At 50.8% G+C, this 23,168-nt stretch carries 15 protein-coding genes and 1 riboswitch; of the genes, 6 read left to right on the top strand and 9 right to left on the bottom strand.

Features of this window, described 5'->3' with window-relative positions:
- Positions 1-194 precede the first annotated feature (194 nt).
- The 3 genes from TH63_RS06800 to TH63_RS06810 form a co-directional block, all read right to left on the bottom strand.
- On the bottom strand, positions 195-1,511 hold the full coding sequence (locus TH63_RS06800; protein ID WP_048920288.1) for an anthranilate synthase component I family protein: 1,317 nt from the start codon (positions 1,509-1,511) through the stop codon (positions 195-197).
- 241 nt (positions 1,512-1,752) lie between these two features.
- On the bottom strand, positions 1,753-2,487 hold the full coding sequence (locus TH63_RS06805; protein ID WP_048920289.1) for a zinc ribbon domain-containing protein: 735 nt from the start codon (positions 2,485-2,487) through the stop codon (positions 1,753-1,755).
- Between the two features lie 6 nt (positions 2,488-2,493).
- Positions 2,494-3,591 carry a Nif3-like dinuclear metal center hexameric protein gene (locus TH63_RS06810; RefSeq protein WP_048920290.1) on the bottom strand — a complete coding sequence of 366 codons (1,098 nt, stop codon included), beginning with the start codon at positions 3,589-3,591 and terminating at the stop codon, positions 2,494-2,496.
- 60 nt (positions 3,592-3,651) lie between these two features.
- On the opposite strand from TH63_RS06810, the gene lpxK reads away from it, so the two are divergent.
- Genes lpxK through miaE form a run of 3 tightly spaced genes read left to right on the top strand, consistent with a single transcriptional unit; the run spans position 3,652 to position 7,315 of the window.
- Positions 3,652-4,722 carry a tetraacyldisaccharide 4'-kinase gene (gene lpxK, locus TH63_RS06815; RefSeq protein ID WP_082161578.1) on the top strand — a complete coding sequence of 357 codons (1,071 nt, stop codon included), beginning with the start codon at positions 3,652-3,654 and terminating at the stop codon, positions 4,720-4,722.
- Positions 4,723-4,730: 8 nt separating this feature from the next.
- Positions 4,731-6,671, top strand: coding sequence for a putative porin (locus TH63_RS06820; RefSeq protein ID WP_156180447.1), 1,941 nt, complete (start codon positions 4,731-4,733; stop codon positions 6,669-6,671).
- Positions 6,672-6,721: 50 nt separating this feature from the next.
- Positions 6,722-7,315: a tRNA-(ms[2]io[6]A)-hydroxylase gene (miaE, locus tag TH63_RS06825; RefSeq protein ID WP_262506187.1), complete on the top strand. Its 594-nt coding sequence runs from the start codon at positions 6,722-6,724 to the stop codon at positions 7,313-7,315.
- Positions 7,316-7,489: 174 nt separating this feature from the next.
- On the opposite strand, the gene TH63_RS06830 is transcribed toward miaE, so the two are convergent.
- Positions 7,490-8,758: a hypothetical protein gene (locus TH63_RS06830; RefSeq protein ID WP_048920292.1), complete on the bottom strand. Its 1,269-nt coding sequence runs from the start codon at positions 8,756-8,758 to the stop codon at positions 7,490-7,492.
- Positions 8,759-9,053: 295 nt separating this feature from the next.
- Between TH63_RS06830 and TH63_RS06840 the strand changes: the two genes are divergently transcribed.
- Positions 9,054-10,289, top strand: a complete 1,236-nt coding sequence (locus tag TH63_RS06840; RefSeq protein ID WP_048920294.1) for an ABC transporter permease — start codon at positions 9,054-9,056, stop codon at positions 10,287-10,289.
- A gap of 94 nt (positions 10,290-10,383) precedes the next feature.
- Positions 10,384-10,453, top strand: a riboswitch (Fluoride riboswitch).
- A 47-nt stretch (positions 10,454-10,500) separates the two neighbouring features.
- Positions 10,501-11,820 (top strand): voltage-gated chloride channel family protein, encoded by a 1,320-nt coding sequence (locus TH63_RS06845; RefSeq protein ID WP_082161579.1) that lies wholly within the window; start codon positions 10,501-10,503, stop codon positions 11,818-11,820.
- Positions 11,821-11,888: 68 nt separating this feature from the next.
- Here TH63_RS06845 and TH63_RS06850 read toward each other — a convergent pair whose 3' ends face one another.
- The 3 genes from TH63_RS06850 to TH63_RS06860 all read right to left on the bottom strand — a co-directional run bounded on the left by TH63_RS06850 (position 11,889) and on the right by TH63_RS06860 (position 18,013).
- Positions 11,889-12,521, bottom strand: coding sequence for an OmpH family outer membrane protein (locus TH63_RS06850; RefSeq protein ID WP_231583561.1), 633 nt, complete (start codon positions 12,519-12,521; stop codon positions 11,889-11,891).
- 132 nt (positions 12,522-12,653) lie between these two features.
- A complete protein-coding gene (locus tag TH63_RS06855; protein ID WP_048920296.1) occupies positions 12,654-15,098 on the bottom strand; it encodes an outer membrane beta-barrel protein in 2,445 nt (814 codons plus the stop codon).
- 476 nt (positions 15,099-15,574) lie between these two features.
- Positions 15,575-18,013 carry a TonB-dependent receptor domain-containing protein gene (locus tag TH63_RS06860; protein WP_048920297.1) on the bottom strand — a complete coding sequence of 813 codons (2,439 nt, stop codon included), beginning with the start codon at positions 18,011-18,013 and terminating at the stop codon, positions 15,575-15,577.
- Between the two features lie 588 nt (positions 18,014-18,601).
- On the opposite strand from TH63_RS06860, the gene TH63_RS06870 reads away from it, so the two are divergent.
- Positions 18,602-19,666, top strand: a complete 1,065-nt coding sequence (locus tag TH63_RS06870; RefSeq protein WP_082161580.1) for a bile acid:sodium symporter family protein — start codon at positions 18,602-18,604, stop codon at positions 19,664-19,666.
- 129 nt (positions 19,667-19,795) lie between these two features.
- Here the strand turns inward: TH63_RS06870 and mtaB are convergent, their stop codons facing one another.
- Positions 19,796-21,115 (bottom strand): tRNA (N(6)-L-threonylcarbamoyladenosine(37)-C(2))-methylthiotransferase MtaB, encoded by a 1,320-nt coding sequence (gene mtaB, locus TH63_RS06875; protein ID WP_048920299.1) that lies wholly within the window; start codon positions 21,113-21,115, stop codon positions 19,796-19,798.
- Between the two features lie 254 nt (positions 21,116-21,369).
- Positions 21,370-23,139: an LTA synthase family protein gene (locus TH63_RS06880; protein ID WP_197088650.1), complete on the bottom strand. Its 1,770-nt coding sequence runs from the start codon at positions 23,137-23,139 to the stop codon at positions 21,370-21,372.
- Positions 23,140-23,168: the final 29 nt, after the last annotated feature.

A 23,168-nucleotide genomic window follows, 5' to 3' on the forward strand; every position in this document is an offset into this window, starting at 1 on the left:
GAGTATTGTAATGCTAAGATATTATCAATTTTAGAATATATGGAAAGCCTGGGTGGATTTTGGAGTAAAAATTATTCAATTATCAAAAAGGAGAATTGGGAGGGATAACCTTGGAGAGAACGTTACTAAGCAAAGCTTAGGAAACCGCTTTCTGGCAGAGGATCAACCCAGGGGAACCGGACAAGGGAAAGATATCAGGAGACAAAGGAAGGATTCTCCAGCACCTGCGTGATGGCGGCGGCTTTCAAAAGGCATTCCTGGTACTCTTGCTCCGGGTCTGAGTCATAAGTGATGGCGCTGCCTACCTCAAAGGAAAGGTATTGGGTTTGCGCATTGTATTGTAAGCTCCGAATGACCACGTTGAAATCAAAATCGCCGTTGGGCATAAAATAGCCCAGGGAACCCGAGTACAGGCCTCTTTTGATTTTCTCGTACTGCTCAATCAGTTCCAGGGCCCTGATCTTGGGTGCGCCCGTCATGCTGCCCATGGGAAAGGCGGCCTTGATAACTTCCAACGCGCCAACTTTTATTGGTAACTCCCCGGTGACCGTAGAGATCATCTGCCAGACAAACTTAAACGGGTACAGCCCGAAAAACTCTTCCACCTGCACGCTGCCGGTAACGGCCACCCGGTTCAGGTCATTCCGGACCAGGTCCACGATCATCATGTTTTCGGCGCGTTCCTTTTCGCTGGCAGCCAGCGCAGCCCTTTGCTGGTTGTCCTGTTCTAGAGTGGTGCCTCGTTTAATGGTGCCTTTAATAGGCTGGGAGACCAGCAACTGTCCTTCCTTTTTCAAAAAACGCTCGGGGCTGGCGCACAGCAGGTATCGATGGTTTAGTTTCAGGAAACCGGCAAAAGGCGTGGGCGAGGCTTCGTTGAGGCGCCAGAATAAGGGGAGCGGATTCAGGACAACGACCTCGGCATAAAACTCCTGGCAGTAGTTGACCTCATACACGTCTCCTTCCAGAATGTGCTGGCGTAGGTTCTCCACCGTTTTCAGGTATTCTTCCTTTGGTACCCGGGCTTTTGTTTTGAGGCTGTTTTTAGAAAAACAGGCCGAAAACGGCATACCCCCAATTTCACGGGCAATCACCACCGGGTCTGCGGTGAAAGAATTAATGGTGACGTAGCTTTCTTCCCAGGCCAACCAGATCTCAGGCCGGAAAAAGTAAAGCTCAGGAAAGCCTATTTGGTCTGGGTGCTGGCTGTGCAGTTGCTCCAGGCCATTCTTTAGATCATAGGTGAGAAAACCCAAGAGGGGGGCAACGGTATTGGCTTCCAAAATCTGCTCCAGTTCCTGCCAGGTAGTAGCTATGTCCAAGCCTTGCATGCCCGTACTTTTCTTGCGCATGCCCAATAGGTTATGAAAAGATCCATGCCTGTAGGAAATGCCGTTAGGTTCATAATAGGCGACCGCTTCATTCTCTGCCGTTGCCCACGCCAGCGCTTGCTGTTTCCATTGCTGTACCGGAACAGGTAAGTCAGAGAAAGGCAAGGTAAGCTGCTGCATAAAGCGGATAGAAGTCTGTGAATTGGTGGGCAAAGATAAGCAGTTCTGAGCGGTTGCCATGTTTTCCAGTGGGTTTCCTGTTTTGGGCCTGTTTTCCAGAAAACAGGCCCAAAACAGGTTTGACCTTTCAAGTAAGCCGCGGCTTTCCTAAATGACGATAGCGTATAATTGAAAAGGCATCCACAAAAAAAAGGATGGCGCTAGCCATCCTTTTCCAAATATAAAAAACTGTCGGTCTGTTTTACACGATTACCTTAAGCTCCACATCGGCCAGGATACGGCCGCAGTGTTCGCAAACGGTGATTTTCTTTTTAGAGGCAATGTCTGACTGGCGCTGAGGGGGAACGGTGTTGAAACATCCTCCGCAGGCGTCACGCTTCACGGTAACAACGGCCAGGCCGTTGCGCACGTTTTTCCGGATCCGGTTGTAGGCAAACAGAAGGCGGTCTTCAATGTGGGAAATGGCTTCCTGCTTCTGCTCGTTGAGTTTGCGCTCGTCTTCCTCGCTTTCGCCCACCATTACCTGCAGTTCGCTGTTTTTGGTGTTAAGGTCTTTCTGACGCTCTTCCAGACGGTTTTTGGTGTCCTGGATATCAGCGATCTTCTGCTCAATCTGGTAGTTGGCTTCGCGGATCTTCTTCTCGTTGATCTGGATCTCCAGTTTCTGAAGCTCCACCTCTTTGGTGATGGCGTCAAACTCGCGGTTGTTGCGTACGTTCTCCTGCTGCTCCTCGTATTTCTTGATCAGCTTCTCAGCGTCTTTGATACCTTGCTTGCGGTTGGCAATAGACTGCTGAAGCTCAGCGATCTCCTCATCAAATTTGCTCACGCGTACTTGGTAGCCGGCAATCTCATCTTCCAGGTCACGAACCTCTTCGGGTAGGTCGCCTCTAACTTGTAGAATTTGGTCTAATTGAGAATCTAAGCTCTGAAGTCTTAGAAGTGCGTCTAACTTACTTGCTACAGTACTTTCCATGGATATTTAGCTGTGTCTAACGGGATTTGTATTGGTGTATGACAAATCGACTGCAAAATTAGCAAAAGATTTTGTAAGTATATCATAAAAAAGCTCCTTCGTGTAAACTTCGCTTTCATAATGACCTACGTCTACCAGCGCCATTTGAGCGTTGGCCTCAAAAAACTCGTGGTACTTCAAATCGGCGGTGAGGAAGACATCGGCGCCCGCCGCCTTGGCCTGCCTGATCAGGAAACTTCCGGCGCCCCCGCACACGGCCACGCGCTTAATGGGCTTCTGCGGCCAGGCCGTATGCCGGAAGGTATTGATCTTCAGGCGTTCTTTCAAGTGGTACAAGAAGGCATCTGTGTACAGGGGCTCCTCCAAGTCGCCTACCATGCCGGCACCTACTTCCTGGTTCTCATTTTGCAGGGCCACCAGGTAATGGGCCACTTCCTCATAGGGGTGGGCCTGCAGCAGGGCGCGCATGATCTGGGTCTGTTTATAGGCCGGGAAAACGACTTCAATCCTGTTTTCAATGGTTTCCTCGGTTTTGCCGGGCTCGCCAATGTGGGGATTGGCCTGCAGGTTGGGCGTAAATCTTCCGGTGCCGGTAATCCTGAAACTGCAGTCTGAGTAATCACCTATCTGTCCGGCCCCGGCTTTGTGCAGCGCCGCCAACACCTTTTCGGTGTCTTCCAGAGGCACGTAGGTTTCCAGCTTGGCCAGAGTTCCGGTTTTAGGGGCCAGCACTTTGGTGTTGATGATGCCTAGTTTCTCGCAGAGCTTGGCATTGACCCCGTTGTGCACGTGGTCCAGGTTGGTATGGCAGGCGAAGATGGCTATTTTGTGTTCCAGGGCCTTGAGCAATATGCGCTCCACCGGGGTTTTGCCGGTGAGGCTTTTCAAGGGCTTGAAGATGACCGGGTGGTGAGCCACGATCAGGTTGCAGCCACGGTCCACGGCTTCCAGCACTACTTCCAGGGTACAGTCAAGGGTTACCAACACCCGGGTGACGGTGGCTTCGGGGTCACCCACCTGGAGCAGGGCGTTGTCATAAGATTCCTGATAGGCAGGGGGGGCGTACCGCTCCAGTTCCTGTACCACTTCTTTTATCTTTGTCATTCTGTAGGTTTGAGGCCAATCCGCGCAAAGAAAGTTAAAATTCGGTTACTTTTGCAGGTAATGGCCCCTCTATTGTCCTCTCTTAGCTATCTGTTGCTGCCGTTTGCCTGGCTGTACGGGGCCCTGGTGCGCCTGCGGAATCTTTTATACGATTGGGAGGTGTTTGCGGTCTACCGAGCGCCCATACCCGTTCTCTGCGTGGGAAACCTGAGCGTGGGCGGTACCGGCAAGACCCCGCAGGTAGAATACCTGGCCCGCCTGCTACAACCCCGGCGCATAGCCATCTTATCACGCGGCTACAAACGGGCCACCAAAGGCTTTGTGCTGGCCAATGCCCAGGCCACTGCCGCTACGTTAGGCGATGAGCCTTTTCAGTACACCCAAAACCTGCCCGAGGTGGTAGTGGCGGTGTGTGAGAAAAGGGCCGAGGGTATCCAACGGCTGCTGCAACTGTACCCAGACCTGGATCTGATCCTGCTGGATGACGCCTTTCAGCACCGCCCCGTGAAGGCCTCTTTCTATTTACTGCTCACCGATTTTAACCGGCTTTTCACCCAGGACCATCTATTACCTATGGGGAGATTACGCGAGCCCCGGTCCGGCGCCCACCGGGCCCATGCGGTCGTCATCACCAAATGCCCTAATACCATATCCCAGGAAGAGCAACTTGCTTTAGTAGCACAGGTCCAGAAATACACCACCGCTGGTACCCCGGTTTTCTTTTCAAGGATTGTGTATGCCCCGGCCGTACCGTTAGGGCCAGAAGCAGCGTTAGGGAAAAAACTGGTCTTAGTAACAGGAATTGCCAATGCGCGGCCCTTGGTCAAACACCTGCAGGAAAGCGGCCACACTATTTTGCAGCATTTTGAGTGGGCAGACCATGCCGAAGTGACCCCCGACCGCGTAGGAGAGGTAATAGGGTTTTACCAGCAACTGCAGGACCCAGAAGTGAGTATTCTAATGACACAGAAAGACGCCGTGAAATGGCAGCAGCCAGAGCTGGAACCGCTGTGGCAGCAAGCGCCCGTTTTCTATATGCCGGTAGGTAATGCCTTTGCCCCACAGGAACCTTCGTTTGATGACGTGATCAGGCAGGAGGTGGCGCGATGGGGATCAGATATTAATTCTTAATTTTGGACGTGAATTACAAAAAGCTCCTTTCTGCGGTCGTTATTATCTGGCTGGGCACCTCTCTGCTGACCCAGGCGCAGGTCCTGAACGACTCTACCAAATCCGTGTATGGATCTGCTACCACCATGGTCTTGTATGAGGCCGATATTTTTAAAGGCAACCTGACGCCCAGCCGAATAGACACCTCTATTACCAATTTGCATAGCCTGCGGCACTGGTACTATGACTCTACCCTGCAGCAAGATTTGGGGAACGTGGGCACCGCCTCACAACCCCTTTTCTGGCAGATGCCTACCATTCTGGGGAATCGCCTGGGGCGGAATGCCTTTGATGTGTATGCCGTAAACCCTAAGACCATTGCCTATTATGATACCAAATCGCCGCACACGTTTTTGAACTACGTGCAGGGTACCCTGGGCGAGTCTATCTTCCGGACCAAACATACCCGTAATATCAAATCAAACTGGAACGTGGGCGTGGGGTATGAACGGGTAGGGAGTGAACGGCAGATAGGCTCTATTGGTGGGCGGTTAGACGGGCTGGTGAGCCACTACGGGTTGCAGGCCTTTACTCATTACTTTAGTAAGAATGAGCGCTACCGGTTAATGGCCAACTACAGCCAGACCAGTCATGAGCAAATTGAATTGGGCGGCATAAGCCCCGAACCCGGTGATACCCGCGACAGTCTTTTTGAATACAAGTCTGAGGCGGTGCGGCTGAACAAGGCAGCATCAAATGAAAAGCGCTACAACTTCCATGCTACCCAATGGTACAAATTGCTGGGGTCCGGTTTGCAGCTCTACTATACCCTGGATGTGAACACCCAGCATAATGAATTCTCAGATGAAGCCTTGCCCTACAGTTCCTCTGAAGATTCTAAACCTCAGCTAATATTCTACCCCAGAGCTCTCCTTGACACAGCCCAAACCAAAGATGAATCGTACTTCCGGCAGATAGAAAACACGTTTGGGGTGATGGGCAGCGGAAAGCTATTTGTCTACCGGGCTTATGCCAAACGCCGCGACGGAGACTATAAGCTAGACGCAAGAGGCGCCCGTCAGGTAACCGAAGGTGGAATTCCCAACCGGGTGTATTACCAGAAACAGGAAAACCGCACCATCGCGGATAATTTTATTGGCGGCGAGGCCCAATTCAGGCTGAAGAACGATATCTACGTGACCACTGATGCCGAGTTCCAGTTAGGAGGCGGTGATTACCGGTTGAATGCTCAGGCCCGCCTGAAGTACCTGACCGTGCGCCAAACCAGAACCTCGTATTCGCCCACCTTACTGCAACGAGTGTATATCAGTAACCATTTTGAGTGGTTCAACTCTTTTGAGAACACCCAGGCCACCCAAACCGCTGCCACCCTGGAAGCCGGCATTAAAAACCACTACCTGGTAGCCCAACTCCAATATACCAATCTGCAAAACTACGTTTACTATCAGGATTCTGTCGGCAATAGGTTCGCGGAGCCCGTTCAAACCTCAGACGGCCTTAATCTGATTCAGGGCAGTGTACGCTATAAATTCAACGTGAAGGCGTTTGTGTTGGACAACACGGTCTATTACAATAAAGTAAGTGGCCCAGACGTGATCCGGATGCCAGAATGGTACGTGAACTCGAAGGCGTACTTGCAAGGCCCCATGTTCAAGAATGCCATTAACGTACAGGCTGGAGTAGAAATGAACTGGCACTCCACGTATCTAGCCGATGGCTATATGCCGGTGACCCAGCAGTTCCATTTGCAGAATGCCTTCCAGGTGGACCGGTACCCCACATTAGACGTGTTCCTGAACACCGACATCAAAACCATCAACATCTTCCTGAAGGCCAGCAACCTGAACACCGTGATCAGTGGTTGGGAGCAGGGCTATTTCACTACGCCTTATTACCCGGCCAACCCGTTCAGTTTCATCTTCGGGTTGCGCTGGAACTTCTATGATTAATTTTTCATAAGTTTCGTACCCCAGCATCTTTCCATCCCAACTTTCCTTACGTGGCAAAATCAATTCTTAAACTGCAGCTGCCCACAGACCCGCGGTGGGTGAACATTGTAGAAATGAACATTGAGGATATTCTGGTGGACCATGCTTACTGTGAACAGAAAGCCGCGACTTCTGGCATTTCCCTTATTGTGAAGTACCCCGATAAAACCAAGCTGGTAGAGGAAATGACGGCCCTGGTAGCCGAGGAGTGGGGGCACTTTGAGCGGGTCATGGACGAGCTCAAGAAGCGAGGCTTCGGCCTGGGTCGTAACCGGCCCGATGAGTACGTGGTTAAGCTCAGCCAGCACATCAGAAAAGGCAATCTGCGGGAGCGCCAATTGATGGACCACCTGCTGGTGAACGCCCTTATAGAGGCCCGCAGCTGCGAGCGCTTCAAGCTACTCTGGCAAAACCTGCAAGACGAGGGACTAAAGAAGTTCTACTATGAACTGATGGTGTCTGAGGCTGCCCATTATGTGAGCTTTGTGAAGCTGGCCAAGGAATATATGCCCAAAGAAGTGGTAGATGCCCGCCTCAAAGAACTGCTGGAGATTGAAGCTGATATTATTGCTAACCTGGAACACCGACCAGACAGGGTTCATTAATAAAGTTGTTGGTCGTTAATGGCTGATTGCTTCTATCATAAGGAGGAATAGTAAAAAGGTCTGGGTCTGTTTTGAAGGCGTTTTCTAAAAAACACCTTCAAAACAGACCCAGACCTTTTATGTAGCGTTGTCGAGGATATTTCTAACAATCAACAATTACCAACCAACAGTCCATTAAGTCTTTTGCTTCTTCTTCTTAGCCGCCGGGAAAAGAATATTATTCAGAATTAACCGGTACCCGGGAGAGTTAGGGTACAGCGATAAGTCCGTAGGCTCTTCCTCCACAAAGTGCTGGTAGTCCTCAGGGTCATGGCCGCCATAGAAGGTCCAGGTGCCTTTCCCGAAGGTGCCATGAATGTAGCGGGCCTCGTCAATAGCTTTGTTCTCGCCCATAATCACCACGTCAGACTTGATCAGCCGCTTCTTAAACCCGGTGGTCAAACCCATAAACCCTTTGATAGTTTTCTCGTGGTTCTGAGTGAGCATGGTGGGGATAGGGTCCCATTTAGCGGAATAGGTGAAGAGCTGGAAATAGTCATTGTTCTCCCTCAGGCCCCGCTCCATCTGGCTGTTGTCAATGTTGGAAAACTCCGGGTGATACGGGTCTCTAATTAAGGTGAAATCCTTGAAAGCAAAGGTGTTGTCAAAGTTGAGTTTAGATTGTGCTTGAGGGTCTGAAGGATCGCCGTCAAACATGCTTTCGGTGATGTCCAGGCCAATAGCGGCTAGGGCAATGTCATACGTATCAGTAGCAGAGCACATGGCAAACATGAATCCGCCGCCGGCGCAGAAATCCCGTATGCGTTGCACCACTGCACTCTTCAGCTGGGGCACTTTAGAAAACCCGAACCGCTTAGCAATGGCCTCTGACTCGCGTTTCTGCTCTATGTACCAGGGCGCGTTCCGGAAGGCGCTGTAGAACTTGCCTTGTTGGCCGGTAAAATCCTCATGGTGCAGGTGCAGCCAATCATACTTGGGCAGCTTGTCCTCCAGAATATCATCGTCATAGATCAGGTCATAGGGAATCTCGGCATAGGTTAAAACCAGGGTCACGGCATCGTCCCAGGGCTGTTTGGATTTGGGGGAGTACACCGCAATCTTGGGGGCCTTTTCCAGTTTCATCACGTCCATGTTAGACTCGGGCGCCGAGATTTGGGTCAGGATCTGGTTATACTGGGCATCTGAGATGGTCTGGAAACTGATGCCGCGTACCACCAGTTCTTTCTCCAGTTCCTGGGCTTGTTTAAAGGCGAAGGCGCCGCCCTGGTAATTGAGCAACCAGTCCACTTCCACCTGGCGCTGGAGGGCCCAATAAGCAATACCATACGCCTTGAGGTGGTTTTTCTGGCTTTGGTCCATGGGCAGCAGCAGATAAGACGCCCAGCCCGGGGTAGCCCCCAGCAGGCCCAACAGCACTAAAAATATCAGGCACAAAGTCTTCATCTATAAGTGGTTTTAAACAAAATTAGGAAAAACGGGCAGTAATCAGGAAAACAAGTACTTTTATAAGAGCTTGTTTATCTTTTGGTTTTGCAGGCAAAAAGACAAGAGTGAGGTTCTGCGGAAGCGGTTTTTGAACAGAATAGCAGCGCTATGGTGCTCAAAACCATGAACGCTGGTTCTTGCCATGGCCTTTTGGAGCGCAAAAGACAAATTTAAACATGCTCTCATCAGTAAGAAATCCTTTGTATTTACGACAGATAAAGTGTTCCGGTCCGGTCCAGGATTCTGATAAACCATGAATTACTTAGAAAACATAAAAGAAGGTTTCCGCTCCATCAAGAGCAATCTATTGAGAACCGTTCTTACGGCCTTAATTATCTCCATTGGTATCATGTCATTGGTAGGTATTCTAACGGCTATTGAGGGAATCAAGTATTCAGTGTCCAATACCTTCTCCACACTTGGTGCCAATTCTTTTGATATTGAAAAAAAATGGGACGGTCGGGGCAGCCGGGGCGGTCGCCAGAACAAAATGTACCCCAATATCACGGAGTTTCAGGCCAAGCAGTACAAAGAATTGATGCAGGACAAGGCCCGCGTGAGCCTGTCGGCTCAGGTGGGCAACGGGGTAGCTGTGAAAGCTGGGAGCATCAAAACCAACCCCACCAACAGCGTGATTGGCGGAGATGAAAATTTCCTGGTCAATGAAAACTATGACCTGGACCTGGGCCGGCCTTTTTCTAGCCTGGAATACGAGACCGGGGCACCCGTAGCTATTATTGGTGATGAGATCGCCGAGAAACTATTTCCCAAGCAAAGCCCCGAAGGCAAAAGCATTATTATGCTGGGCCGTCGGTTCAAGGTGATCGGCAAGATCAAGAGCCAGGGCGGCGGGATGGGCGGCGGCGGAAGCAACCGTCTGATCATTATCCCGCTGGAGGCCGCCACCCAGATCCCTACCACGTCACCGCTAACCTTCAACATTAAATCTGCTATTCTAGGCGAAACCAGCCTGGCCTACGCCATGGAAGAGGCCACCGGCATTATGCGCAAGGTGCGCCAGGACCGCCTGGGGCAAGAGGCCTCCTTTGAGATCACCAGAAGCGATTCTGTGGAGCAAACCCTGAACAAGATTACCGGCTACCTGAAAACCGGGGGCTTTCTGGTGGGTTTCATCACGCTGCTGGGCGCGTCTATTGGTCTCATGAACATTATGATGGTGAGCGTAACGGAGCGTACCCGCGAGATTGGGATAAGAAAAGCCCTGGGGGCCACCATTAAACAGATCAGACAACAGTTCCTGATTGAGGCCATTGTGATTTGTGTGCTGGGGGGTATTGTAGGCATTCTGCTGGGCGTACTCATGGGCAACGGCATAGCAATCTTAATTGGGCAGGGCGAGTTCTTCGTACCCTGGCTCTGGATGGCGGTGGGCATGGCCATCTGTATTACGGTAGGCTTGTTCTCAGGCTACTACCCAGCCTACAAAGCCTCTAAACTAGACCCCATAGAATCTTTGCGGTACGAGTAGCATTTAGTGCTCTTTCTGTTTTGAGCCTGTTTTCCTGATAACAGGCTCAAAACGCATTTAGGGGCACTTGTGAAAATGCAGGTGAACGGCTACATTTGGCCCGGGTGATGGGGTACCACCAATTCAACCGCCTCTTTGCAAAGGCTGATGACTCCTACATGGGTGCCGGAGGTTCCTGCGCCCAGGTTGATTATGGAATCAAATCAGGGGTATGCCTAGTTTCAATTCTTTCTTTCGCGGGTCTTTTCTTCGGGCCAAAACCTATCCGCACCTCCTCCTGAACTTTACTTTTTTAGTCCGCTGGGTCTTTTTAGCCTCTTTGGTAGGGGTATTGGCGGGTAGCGCGTCTGCCTTGTTTCTGGTGTTATTGGACCTGGCCACCAACTACCGGGAGCAAAACCTGTGGGTAATTGCCTTATTGCCCGTGGGCGGGTTGATCATTGGCTGGGCCTACCACCAGTGGGGCCGGGAAGTGGAAGGGGGCAATAACCTGCTGCTGGAAGCGATCCATACCCCGGCTAAAAAAAGAATCCCTTTCCGGATGGTGCCTTTGGTATTGCTAGCTACCGTGCTCACGCACTTAGTGGGCGGCTCTGCCGGGCGCGAGGGAACCGCCGTACAGATGGGCGGCTCCCTGGCAGACCAGTTAACGCCTCTCTTCCGGTTTAAGCCCCGCGACCGGAAACTTCTCCTTATCTGCGGGGTGAGTGCCGGCTTTGCCTCGGCGTTTGGTACGCCACTGGCCGGGGCAGTTTTTGGCCTGGAGGTGTTTCTATTGGGGCAGTTACGCTACAATGCCCTTTTGCCCAGTTTCCTGGCGGCCGTGGTGGCAGATGCCGTGACCACCGCCTGGGGTGTGGGCCACACCGCCTACCCGTTGGTGGAAGTCCCAGCGCTATCCATATCTACTTTTGGGGCCGCCCAGGCCGCTGGAATCGCTTTTGCTTTGACCGCCCGGCTTTTCTCCCACGCTACCCACCTGGCAGGTTCTTTTTTCAAAAAATACATTGGTTACCCGCCCTTGCGGCCGGTAGTAGGCGGGGCTGTGCTGGCGGTGATCATTTACCTTTTGGGCACCACCAAATACATAGGCTTGGGCATACCTACTATTGTGGAGTCGTTCCAGGCCCCGTTGCCCAGGTATGATTTCCTGCTCAAGTTAGCCCTTACGGCTCTGACCTTAGGCTGCGGTTTTAAAGGGGGAGAGGTAACGCCCTTGTTTTTCATTGGGGCCACGCTGGGCAATGCCTTGTTTCCGTGGGTACCCTTGCCCTTAGAGGTTTTGGCGGCCATGGGGTTTGTGGCGGTCTTCTCGGGGGCTGCGAACACGCCTTTGGCCTGCACCTTAATGGCCATGGAACTGTTTGGCGCCGAAGTGGGGATCTATGCCGGCCTGGCTTGCGTGGTGGCGTACCTGTTTTCCGGGCATACCGGCATTTATGGCGGGCAGGTGGTAGGCAGAAGCAAACACCCATTTCATGCGCGTGAAACGGGTGTGTCATTGGCAGATATCAGGAAAAAGCTGTGGTGAAAGGTCTATAACAGAAGAAGCCCGGCTAGTTGCCGGGCTTCTTCTGTTATAAGATAAATAGGGAAAGCCTATTTCTTCTTAGTGGCTTTGTATTCCTCGTTCAAACCGCTCAAGGCTTCTGTGGTAATATCCAAAGAGGAATCTCCGTAAAGGATGGCACTGTTGCCGCGGCTGTAAGTCAAGACCATTTTATAGCCTTTCTCCTTGCTGAGTTTCTTCAGGTAGTCAGCTACTTTGTCATAGATCTTCTTCATCTCATCATTCTCGTCTTTGGCCAGCTGAGAACCTGAGGCTTGCTGTTGGGCAGCAATCTGCTGCTCTTTCTGAGCCAGGCGTTGCTCCGTAGAAGCACGTTGCTCCTGGGTCATGCCGGCGCCGGTTTGTCTGTATTGTTCCACTTCCTTCTGAAAGCTGCTGGCTTTTGTACGAAGATCGGTTTCCATTCTTTTGCCTTTGGCTTCCAATCTGGCGCGCACGTCTTTGAAATACTGGTAGTTGCTCAAAAGCGTGTCTGAGTTGATGTACACAATTTCAGGCGCGGCCACAACTACGGGTGCCTCGTCTGCCTCTGAGGCGGTGCTGTCAGTGGCGGTAGTGGCGGTAGTAGCCGTTTTAGTAGTGGAAGAGGCCTGGTCGTTTTTACAGGCGGCAAAAGAAGCGGACACCAAGGCCAGCAAAAGGAGATTTTTAGATAGGTTCACAGTCAATCGTTAAATAAAAAATGAAGAATCTGAGGCAGGGAAGTTGGTCTTCTCTGCCTCAGATGTACCAATAGGGCTTCAATTTAAGAAAATAATTTGGAAGCCATGGATTTGGAAAGTTTCAGGGGGGAATTAATTCCCGCCGGCGCGGTTCAGTTCGTCCAGGCTGTTGCTTCGTTTCTTCACTTCAAATTTCTCGCCTTTGTTAAAGCGGTACCGCAGGTTCACCCGCACGCCGCGGCCATAATTGTACATGTCAATCACGTTCTGGTTGCCGTTCACCGCTGAGGTTCCCTGCATCTTGTTAGACCGGAAGATGTCAGTCACGGCCAGGTTAGCCTCCAGTTTGTCACTCAGGAAGGAGCGTTTCACGGCCACATCTACCCAACCGGCTGCCTTGGTGGTATAGACGTTGAAGACCCCTTTGCTCCGGTAGGTGCCGTTTACTTCCAGTTTAAAGTTTTTGGGCAGCAGGATGTTGTTATTGATTTGGGCAGACAACATGGTCTGGGCGTTCTGGATTTTGCTTCCGTCTAACACCAGAGTGGTATAGCTTTGGCGGGCCACCGTTACGTTGTTGTTCATGTTCCATTTAGAGGTAATGGTGACCGGTACCACGGCGGTGGCGTTGATCACTTCGCTCTCCACGTTGCTTTGCTTGAAAATCATCTTGTTTTCCTCCGGATAGAAGCTGGGCACTTCAGAGATATCATCTTTGGTGTAAGCGTAGCCCAAGATCAGATTGTAGTTCTTCTTGAAGGTCTGGGTTACCTGGAAGGATTGGGTGTATTCCGGTTTCAGGTACGGGTTCCCTTCAGCGTAGGTGTTGGCGTCAATGTAGAACCGGAACGGGTTGAGGTTGCTGTAGCGGGGCCGGTAAATGCGGCGGCTGTAGTTGTAGCCCACGGTGTAATTATCAGAGACCTTTTGCTGCACAAACACGCTGGGGAAGAAGTCTAAATAGGAGCGGGGCGTCACTTTCTGGTTTGGGATTGAGTTTCCTTTGGAGTCTGTGTACTCTGCTCTAAGACCGGCCTGCAAGGTGAATTTAGGGCTTAGGCTGGCGCTGAAATTGGAATAGGCGGCATAAATATTTTCATCATAGATGAAGTGGTCAGCGGCGCGTTTGGTGTCCCGTACTTTACGGCCGTTTTCAAAGATGTAAAAGTCAATCTGGTTGTCAGACTCCACGTAGCTGGCTTTGGCCCCCAGTTCCAGCTTTCCTTTGATAGAGGGAAAGGGCCGGCTGTAATCTACCTTCGCGGCGTAGATCTGGTAAGAGGTTGGGTTTTCATTCTCAAAGTATTCCTGCTCAGCGGCTTTGCCGGATAAAAAGGTCTTGTCATTCAGGAAGTCACTGAAGTTGTCTTCCGTGATTCTGGCTACATCCACGTCTCCGGACAGGGTGCTGCCCAGGGTGTCCAGTTTTCCAACATAATGCGCGTTGAGCGTCACGTTGCTGAATTTTCCTTTGTTATGGGTGCCGGTCTGGTTAAAAATAGCGCCGGTTTCTCTAGGGTCAAATAAGGTAGAAGTAGTGTTGACGCCGGAGTTGCTGCGGGATTGGTTCAGGCTGACGGTGGCGCCCACGCTGTGGTTTTTATTCAGGTCATAATCTGTCCCGAAGCGGGCGGAAGGAGAGAAGGATTCGCCTTCTTCTTTCCCGGACTGGGTCAAGGTAGCGTTCTGGCCCTCGCGGGTGAAGGTGCGGTCCATGCTGAAGGTTCTTTTTCTGGGCCGCTGGGCCAGGTCAATGGTCCCGAAGGAGTTCCATTTGCCTTGTTTCAGGTTAAGGTTCACGCCGCCGTTAGCCCCGCTTTTAGAGTTGTAGGAATAGCCGCCGTACACGCTGCCGTTCAGGCCGGTCAAGGTGTTTTTCTTCAGGTTGATGTTGATGATGCCGGCGGTTCCTTCGGCGTCGAACTTAGCCGATGGGTTGGCGATAATCTCCAGGTTCTTGAGGTTATCGGCGGGCATGCCTTGGAGCATGGTCTGCAGTTGTTTGCCGTCCAGGTAGGTGAGTTTTCCGTCTACCATCACTTTCACGCCCTGCTTGCCGTTCAGCTGGATATTGCCATCCTGGTCTACCCATACGCCCGGCGATTTGGCCAGCACGTCATAGGCGGTGTTTCCGGCGGCCATGGCCGTGCCCTCCACGCTCACCACCATCTTATCTGCTTGCACATCTACGCTGGGGCGAAGGTTATGCACGGTCACTTCCTTTAACACCTTGGCATCCTGTTTCAGAGCTACTTTTCCGAAATCACGCGAAAACGGGGAAGCGGTTACCTCAAAGGCGGGCAGGTCCTGGTTGGCGTAGCTCATAGCGGAAACCCGGAGGAAGTATTTACCGGAGGCAGGGGCTTTCAAAGAGAACTTGCCTTCCAGGTCAATGGCTGTGCCGGTGAGCAGGGTGGCGTCTGAGGCTTTCATTAGCGCAACGGTGCCGTAGCTCATAGGCTGACCTTTTTCATCTACCACCAATCCGGTCAGGGAACCGGGAGTTTGGGCTAAGGCGGCCTGGGTCAGGAAAGCCAGGGCGGCCAGCAATAACAGGAAGTTGTACAGATTTTTCATTGTAGTAAGTTGTGTGGTTGTGTAATGGTTATAGTACTATGTAATGCAAGGTACACCCTCAAAAAAAAAAGCCTCAGCTTCTAAAAGGTGGAAGGACCAGTTGTTAAAAACGCCTTTCCTGGGCCTACAGCCTTCTTTTTGGTAGTCAGGGCCACATAGGCAAACACCACTATCATAAAGGAGCCCACCAGGCATAAAACTTGGATAATTAGTTGAAGGAGGGTTGTGTTTTCCATAGCGGTAATGGTTTGGAGAGTGATTAACCTCTTATGATGGAACAAATATATTATAAGGTACTATGCAAAGCAAGGTACTGTTTCATTTTAACTAAAATATTTTTTCACGGCGGGTAGGAGGTGGGCTGGCAAGGCATTTTTGGTTTGTTTTAAGGTTCTGCGCTGGATTAGATAAAAATCTTCTGTTTCCTGTTTTAGGCCTGTTTTCAGAAAAACTGGCCCAAAACAGGAAACAGAAGATTAGTTGCCGCCGGCCCGGTTCATTTCTTCCAGGCTGGTGTTGCGGCGTTTCATTTCAAAGTTCTCACCCTTGTTGAACCGGTACCTGAAATTGATCTTCACGCTCTGGGCCCCAAAGTACTGGTCAAAGGCATTGATGTTTTCCCCCAGGTTTGCTGAACCCACCACCTTTCTGGTCCTGAAGATATCGGTCACCGACAGGGAGGTTTCCAATTGGTCTTTCAGGAAGGAGCGCTTCAGCCCGGCGTCCAGCCACCAGTTCTGCTCTATTATATATAGGCCGTAGGCCTTCGGGCTCTGGAAACCCGCGTTCAGCTCCAGCTTGATTTTCTTAGGGAGCTGGATGTTGTGGTTGGAGTTAAGGCTATAATAGAACTGCGTGTTTTCCTGTCTAACCTCATTCAATAGGATGGAAAATTTCTGATAGCCGGCATTGACCGTGTTGTTGATGTCCCATTTGTTGGAAACTTTCACCGGGGCCACCAGGGTGCTGAAGTAGCTGTAAAAGTCATCCACGTTCCTGGGCCCGAAGACGGTGGTGTTGTCCTCGTTTTTCTGCACGGGTATCTCGCCAATAAAATCGGTGGTTTTGGAATACCCCAGCGTCAAGATGTAGGCGCTTTTCCAGGTTTGGGTGACCTGGAAGGAGTTGGCGTACATAGGCCGCAGGTAAGGGTTCCCCTGGGCCCAGGTCAGAGGATCAAGGTAGAAGATAAACGGGTTAAGCGAACCGTAATTAGGGCGGTTGACCCGGCGGCTGTAGTTATAGGTAAGCTGGTAGTTGTCGCTCACCTTCTGCTGCACAAACAGGCTGGGGAAGAAGTCCAGGTAATCTCGGGGCGTGGTTTTGTCTAAGGTCACCGAGTAGCCTTTGGAGTGGGTCTGCTCGGCCCGAAGCCCTGCCTGCACGCTCCATTTGGTGCCCAGGTTCAGGCTGTAGTTAAGGTACCCGGCGTAAATATTCTCTTTGTAGATAAAGTGGTTGCTGCGGGCGGGGTCATTGATCTGGCGGTTCCCTTCCAGGGAGAAGAATTGCAGCTCATTGTCAGATTTGACATAACTAGCCTTGAGGCCAGCTTCCAGTTTGCTCTTGTTCAGGAACTTCCTGGTGAAATCGGCCTTGGCTGCATAAATGAAGTATTGGGTGGGGTTTTTGCTGCCCAGGAATTCATCTTTGGTAGGCTGGCCGTTGTTGGGGTAAGCATAAGTGTTGGTGAACCTGGCCTGGTCATCATCCTTGATGCGTACATAATCCAGGTCTGTGGAGAAGGTACTGCCCAGGGTATCTAGCTTATAGATATAATGCCCGTTAAGCGTAGCATTGAGGTATTTGCCGTCTATGGTGTTCCGGGCCGTTATGTTTTCATCTTCCGCAGAAACAGGCTTGAACAGACGCGTGTGGGTGGTGTACAGGTTATCCCAGTCTTGCGCGTTAATTTTAGCCGAAGCCCCCAGGCTATGCTTGTCATTGAGGTCATAGTCAGTGGCTAGCCGGAGAGAAGGGGTGGTCCGGATGCCGGTCTCGCGGCCCGATTGGGCAAAGCGGGTGCTGCCTTCCTGTGTATTGAAAAGCCGGTCCATGGTGTTGGTGCGTAAATTAATCCAGCGGCCCATGTCCAGGTTGGCAGAGGAGTTCCACTGGCCGGTTTTGTAATTGAGGTTGGCGCCCGCAGAGTACCCATGCTCCCCGTTATACTGGTACCCCGAATACACGTTGCCGTTCATGCCCGCCTGGGTGTTCTTCTTGAGGTTGATGTTGATGATGCCGGCGTTGCCTTCGGCGTCATACTTGGCGGAGGGGTTGTTGATGATCTCCAGGTCTTTCAGGTTTTCGGCGGGCATGCTCTGCAGCATGGTTTGCAGTTGCTTGCCTGAGAGGTAAGAAAGCTTGCCGTCTATCATCACTTTCACGCCGGCCTTGCCGTTGAGTTGGATATTACCGTCCTGGTCTACCCATACCCCCGGCGATTTGGCCAGCACTTCGAGCGCCGTACTGCCGGCCGCCATGGCCGTGCCTTCCACGCTCACCACCATTTTATCTGGGTGGTTCACAATGGTGGGGCGCATAGCTTCAACGGTTACTTCCTGTAACTGGGTGGCGTCTGTTTTTAAGGTTACGGTGCCAAAGTCTTTGGAAAACCCGGCCCCTGAAACGGTGAAAGGGGAAGTAGTGACCTCCGCATAGCCCATGGCGCTGATTTTTAGGCGGTAAGTACCCTGGGCCGGAGTTGGCATTTTAAAGGTGCCGTTCACTTCTACGCCCGCGCCGTTGGCAATGGAACCGTCTGTTTCATTTACCAGAGTGACCGTGCCATAGCTAAGAGATTCTCCTTTTTCATCTTTGATAATACCGGTGAGGGCGCTGGTTGACTGGGCTTGGGAAAGAAGCGTAGTGAGGCAGAGGAGCGTACTTAAAAGAAAGCGAAGAAGTTTTTTCATAGAAATGGGTAAGCTGTAAGGGTGATAAGGAATAGACTCAGGTACTCTGAACTTCGCGACGTTCTTACCCCATAGATGACGGCCGGAATAAGATGGTTGCTTGGGGATTTGTTAAATTTTTTAGTTTTTATTGGCTTTCCACTTTATGATGCTCAAACTGGGATTTGGCAGAGAAGAAGTCAATTTGTTTGCCAAAGAGGATGCTGAATTGTAAATTGCTGAAAGACAGTGCTTAACCAGTCAGGCAACCAAAGTATGGTGTTCACGTCCGGACAGCGATTGTCCGATTAAGAACAATTTGAAATCAAGGGGTCATTGCAGGGAAGAAAATGCGTTGCAAAGCAATTCAGGAAGTTACCTTAGACTAGACTTCTGCTTTAAGAGTAGCAGGTACGTTTTGGGCCTGTTTTTCAGAAAACAGGCCCAAAACAGAAAAGGGAGAAATTTTGGCGGTTGGTTTATGGTAAAACTTTCTTCCCGCAGAGGCCCATTTTTCAGGTTTTTCCAGGGGAAATTTTGGTGACAGGTAACAAAGCTTCCATCTTTGTCCGTAGGCAGGGATTGCGCAATTAGAACCCTGCCTTCTTTATGGCCATAGACCAACCGCTTTCCCATACGCCTAAAAGCACTCGCCAAAGCCTGACAGGTTTCCTTAAGAAATTAGGCCTGGACGGGTTCTTACTGGCCTTACTGACCATCATCCTGCTGGCCTATCTGTACCCGGCGTTTGGGAAGGAAGATGGGCCTTTGCTGTTAGTGGATATGGCCAGCTACGGGGTGGGGCTTATTTTCTTTTTCTATGGCCTACGCCTGAGCCCAGAGAAACTGAGGGTGGGGTTGAGCAGTTGGCGGCTTCACCTGGTGGTGCAGCTAAGCACCTTTCTCTTGTTCCCGCTTTTGGTGTGGGCCGCGAAAAAGGTTTTAGGAACCCCTGACCAGGAACTGCTTTGGCTGGGGGCTTTGTACCTGGCGGCCTTGCCGTCCACGGTCTCTTCCTCGGTGGTCATGGTCTCTATTGCGGGGGGCAATATTCCGGCGGCTATCTTCAACGCCAGTATCTCCAGCCTAGTAGGTGTTTTCATGACACCCCTCTGGATGACTGTTTTCATGGAAACCACCGCCGCGCATGAGATGGATTTGGGCACGGTAATAGGCAAACTGATGGTGCAGGTGCTGTTGCCGGTAACCTTGGGTATTCTACTGCACAAGCGGTTTGGCGCCTTCGCTGAAAAGCACAAAGCTCGGCTGCGGTTGCTGGACCAGGCCATTATCCTACTTATTGTCTACACCTCTTTCTGTGAGTCATTTGCCCGGGAAATGTTCAGAGGGTATAGCTGGGCAAGTTTGTTGGTCTTAGGGGTTTCCATGGTAGCCCTGTTTTTCTTTGTGCTGGGCCTGATCTTTCTACTGAGCACCTTCCTTAACTTTAACCGCGAAGACCGCATCACGGCCGTTTTCTGCGGCTCCAAAAAGTCCCTGGTCCATGGCACCGTCATGTCTAAAGTGCTTTTTCCGGACGCCAACCTCGTGGGAATTGTGCTGTTGCCCCTGATGCTGTACCATGCCCTGCAATTAATCTCCGCGAGCATTCTGGCCCAGAAAATGGCCCGTAACCAAGCGGCACTTTTGGCTGTGGAACCCCAGGAAGAGTAGAGGGCATATATTACGCAAGAAGTAGGCCGGCTTTTCTATAGGCCAGCACCTAAAGAGAAAAGCCCAACCAAAACGAAGACGTTACGGTAGGGCTTTTCTTGTAGAGTAATCTGCAAAATTTAGTTAGGCTTAATGCGCTAACAGTTCGTGGTAGGTTTCTTCGGCCTCCATTAAGCCGGCCGGAGTGATATTGGTCAGGCGGACGTGCTTCTGCTCGTTCACCAGTACCGGGTCATATTTGGCGACCACGCGCACATAGTTTTCGGTGAAGCCTTCCATATAACCATCGGTGATATCGGCTTCAAACAAGACTTTTCCTTCATAACCGATCTGGCTTTCATAGAAGGCGCGCTTTTTCTTTTCAGAGAGAATGCGAAGCATGTCAGCACGCTGGTTTCTTGTTTTCTGAGGAACCACACCTGGCAGTTCAGTAGCAGAAGTATTCGCCCGTTCAGAGTACGGGAACACGTGCAGGTAGCTTACATTCAGGTTATTCAGGAAATTATAGGTCTCCAGGAAATCTTCTTCGGTCTCACCCGGGAACCCTACAATTACGTCCACACCAATGCAGGCATGCGGCATAGCCGTTTTAATCCAGTCCACGCGCTGCGCATAGAGTTCGCGCAGGTAACGGCGGCGCATAAGCTTCAGGATCTTGTTGCTACCTGACTGCAATGGCACGTGAAAGTGTGGCATAAATCGCTGGGAGCTAGCCACAAATTGGATGATTTCCTCACTTAACAGATTAGGCTCAATAGAGGAAATCCTGAACCGGCTTACATTCTCCACCTTGTCTAGTTCCTGTACCAGCTGGAAGAAATTCTCCTTGCGTTCGCCGTCCTGTAAACCAAAATCACCGGTGTTCACGCCGGTGAGCACAATCTCCTTTACGCCGGAGTTTCCAATGTTGATGGCCTCGGCCATTACTTTCTCAATGGTGTTGCTTCGGCTCTTGCCGCGGGCCTGCGGAATGGTGCAGAAGGTGCAAGAGTAATCACAGCCGTCCTGAACCTTCAAAAACGTACGGGTACGGTCCCCGAAGGAGTAGGCATTCACAAACGTGTTAGCCTCAGACACCGGGCTGGCATGAACCTGAGGTGCATCTTTCTTATCAAAAGTGGACAGAATATCAACTAATTGGAATTTTTCAGCAGCGCCTAAAACGGCGTCTACACCGGGTATTTCAGAAATTGCTTTCGGTTTTAGCTGGGCATAGCAACCCACCACGGTAATAAAGGCATTTGGTGAATGCTTCAGCGCTTCCTTTACCACCTTGCGGCATTTCTTATCTGCGTTGTCGGTGACAGAGCAGGTATTGATGACGTAGATATCGGGAGTGTCTGTGAACTCTACTTTCTCAAAACCACGCTCCGTGAAGATTCTACCCAGGGTAGACGTCTCAGAGAAATTGAGTTTACAGCCTAATGTATAAAATGCTACCTTTTTCATAATCAAGGCACAAAGGTACGGAGAAACGGGAAATAGTTGGTAGTTAGCAGTTGTTAGTTGTTAGGAGATAGGTGCGTTTTGGGGCTGTTTTCAGGAAAACATGCTAAAACACCAACAAGGTTAAGTCTTGTTTTACGTTCGTTTTCGAATACCATCTTTCCTAAAGAAAAGGCCTACCATAAGAGCCGACATTGTCTTTAGTCTGCTCATGACGTTTTAGAGCCATTTTTATCAAAACAACTAAAAACTGACAACTACTTCTTCAGGAAATCCCCGAAGCTGGTTTGCATGTAGGCTTTCCCTTGGTCTATTTGTTTTTGGGTGACGGCAGTATCTCTGTGAATAGGCCGTTTGGCCACATTGTCAAAAGTCACCGTACCCTGGGCTGTCACCATACCAAATCCATCATTGAAGACATAGAAAGCGAAGGGCGTAGCCTTGGTGTCCAATAGGTTTTTGCTCCAGGCAAACTGATAGGAGGGCAGGCCCATTTGTTGCAATAGCGTGGGCACTAAATCGGTTTGGGACCCAATAGTGGTAATAATGGTGTCCTGAACCGCCAGCGCCCCGCCGGCCAGCAGCAACGGAATCCGGAATTTGCTGGGGGCATCATTTTGGTCGCGGGTCGGGAAGGGGTGGCCGTGGTCTGCCACCAATACCACCAGCGTATTTTTCCACCAGGGCTGCTTCTCGGCGACCGCTATGAATTTCCCCAGGGCCCAGTCTGTGTAATAAAAGGAGTTCTGGAATTGCGTCACCTCATCTGTTCCCGGGAACTTGGCCGGGATGGGAACATCATAGGGCTCATGGCTGCTGAGGGTGAAAATGGTGGTGAAGAATGGTTGCTTGGGGTTCTGATGGTCGGCTAGAACTTTGTCAAATAAAATATGGTCATGCACGCCCCATTTGGAGTTGTAGTTCTTGCTAGGGAAGTCCTTTTTCTCCAGCAATCGGTCATATTGGCCATTGATCAAATACGACTTAATGTTGGCAAAGGCCAGTTCTCCGCCATAGTAGTAACTGGTCTGGTAGCCTTCTTTTTTCAGTTCAGCCGCCAACTGGGGCAGGCGCTCCGTTTTCTTGGGGGTTTTAATAATGGATGTAGTGGTCTGCACGGGGTAACCGCTCAGCAAGGCCACCATTCCTTTCTCGCTTCGGTCACCGGCCGCATAGATGTTCTGGAAAAGCACTCCCTTCTTTGCCAGGGCATCAAAATTGGGGGTTACGCCTGGGGTTCCGCCCAAACTTCCAACCAATTTGGCAGTGTAGCTTTCCAGAATAATGAACAGGATATTGGGTCTTTTCACTCTTAATAGAGAGGGCACTGAATCGCTTTTGGGTTTATACAATTCCTGCACCAGCGCCTGGGCCTGCGCATCTTCCAGATACAGGTAAGGGTTTTTGGTATTATGGTTCTTCTTGAGGACTGAGTGCATCACGTTCCAGGGAATGTTTACTCCAGCGTGGTTGGCGAAGATCTTATGCGAAAAGTACACGTCACTCTGGTTCAAGGGTATCTGCTGCCAGCCACCCCTGATAGGTAAAACCAGCAACGCTAACAAAAACAGACTCAAAAGAAGCTCGGCGGCCAGGTGCTTGCGTTTAATCTTTTCGGCTGGTTTCCATTTGCTTTTGATGAGCTTAAACCCAAAAACGCCAGTCGCCAGCAAAGCAAAAAACAGCAATGCCAACAGCCACACCGGTGCAGAAGCCGTGGAAGCCAGCATCTCAGCGGGAGTGTTCAGGTACTGCAGCGGAGTAGAGTCCAACCTAAAGCCCCAGGCAGAATACAGTTCCAGGTCCCCGGTAACCAGTAATACTATTAGTACCAATAAGACATAGGTATATCCGGTTATGATTTTTAAAAAGAGGGGCTTCCGGAAGGCGGTTTCATTCAGGAACAGCAGAAAGGGAATAATGCTGAGGTAGGCGGCAAAGGAAAAATCCATGCGCAGGCCATACCAGAACACCCTTATCAGCTCATCAAAAGTTAACGTGGCTGCCTTATCTCCCTGGTAGGCCAAGAAAAAAGCCCGGCATAGAATAAAAAACA

The sequence above is a fragment of the Rufibacter radiotolerans genome (assembly GCF_001078055.1).
In the GTDB taxonomy this organism is placed as follows: Bacteria; Bacteroidota; Bacteroidia; order Cytophagales; family Hymenobacteraceae; genus Nibribacter; species Nibribacter radiotolerans.